Origin of the sequence: Polaribacter sp. (assembly GCF_965656025.1) — a bacterium.
Lineage (GTDB): Bacteria > Bacteroidota > Bacteroidia > Flavobacteriales > Flavobacteriaceae > Polaribacter.
In genome coordinates this window covers 1-1848 of the sequence record NZ_CBFHJT010000135.1, presented here as the reverse complement: position 1 = coordinate 1848, position 1848 = coordinate 1, and the positions used below count along the sequence as shown (strand labels likewise).

Sequence of the window (1848 nt, the reverse complement as noted above, 5' to 3'; positions counted from 1 at the left end):
CAAGTTATGATTAACGGAAGATTATCTCCATTAGCGGGCGAAGATTTAATAGCTCTTTTAAGTGGATTATCAGCAAACGATATTGAAAAAATAGAAGTAATTACAAATCCGCCAGCAAAATACGATGCTGCAGGAAATGGCGGTTTAATCAACATTATTTTAAAGAAAGGTGTACAAGATTCTTGGAAAAATGCAACAACGCTTTCTTACAATCAAAACAAATATAATTTTGCATCCATAAACAATAACTTTTTTTACAATAAAAATAAGGTATCATTTTCTGGAAGCATCAATGCCACCAAAGGAAATGAAGGCAATGTAGAAAGTTTACAAATAAACTATCCCACTAATTTTTGGGATATAGATGTTGATGGAAAAATGCAATTAGATCAATTATCGGGTCGTTTTTTAATAGATTATACAGTTACAGATAACACCACTTTTGGGTTACAATATTTAGGTAATACCACACAACCAAATATTGATACAGAAACGAGGTTTACTATTTTAGATAACAACGGAAATTTAGACAGATCTTTACTTACAAAAGGTGATAATAATAACGATAACAACAATCATTCTATAAATTTTCATCTTATTACTTCCTTAGGTTCTTTAGGAAAAAGTATTTCTTTTGATGCAGACTATTTTACATTCACTTCAGACAGAACAATTGATTTTTCTACTGAACAATTTGATAATTTAGGCATCTCACAAGGTATAAACTCGTCTGCATTTAATGAAGCCAACCAAGAAATAGAAAATTTTAGTGCTAAAATTGATGTGGAATTTCCACTTAAAAAAGTTAATCTTTCTTACGGAGTTAAAGCCAGTTTTACCAATACAGATAGTGGCGTTTTATTTTTTGATACACTTTCTGGAACTCCTGTTTTAGAACCAAGTCAATCAAATAGCTTTGAATATGAAGAAAATGTATTAGCCGCATATTTCTCTGGAAACACAAGTTTATCAGATAAATTTCAAATGCAATTTGGTGTGCGTTTTGAAGACACCAAAACAACCGGTTTTAATGGAGATTTGAATCAAGAAAACATAAATAATTATAATAAATTTTTCCCAAGTTTATATTTCTCTTACGCAAAAAACGAAAATAATAATTTCAACTTTTCTTACAGTAAAAGAATCAATAGACCCAATTTTAGAAACTTAAATCCGTTTCGTTTTTACATAAATGATAATAGTTACAGCGAAGGAAATCCGTTTTTACAACCTTCTTTTTCAGACAATTTTAAAATTGCTCATTTATACAAAAACAATCTTAGTTCTAGTTTGTCTTTAGATATTATTACCAACGGCTTTGGGGTATTTTTTAATACCGATGTTGTTAATCAAAATCAAATTATAACCCAAGAAAACTATTTTAAAAAATATATTTATAGATGGGAAGAAAGCTTTTCTTACAATAAGATATCTTGGTTTAAAAGTCAGAATAGCATTAATTTGATAGCCTATTTTACTGAATTAACCCAAAATAACAATGCAGAGGTAAATGACGGAATTCAATTTTATGCCACCTCTAACAACACATTTATTTTAAGTGAAAGTACAAAATTACAAGCCAATGCTTGGTACAGTTCTTTTCATAATGATGGTTTGTTTAGCCTTGGAGAAATGTTTCATTTATCTTTTGGCTTACAACACAATTTTAAAAATAACATTAAATTATCTATGCTTTTTAGTGATGTTTTAAACACAGGTTTTTTAAATAATTATAATTCTACCGTAAATAACATCGATCAAAGTTACAGTCAAAACCAAAGTTCTAGAAACTTTAGAATATCCTTATCTTACGATTTTGGGAACAAAAAAATAAATGTTAAAAACAGA

Annotated in this window: 1 protein-coding gene; it reads left to right on the top strand. The window is 28.6% G+C overall.

Annotated features, from left to right (window positions below; all coding sequences use genetic code 11):
* Positions 1–6 precede the first annotated feature (6 nt).
* The coding region (locus tag ACTG3S_RS14345; protein WP_439130016.1) for a TonB-dependent receptor domain-containing protein at positions 7–1848 on the top strand (1842 nt) is incomplete at its 3' end.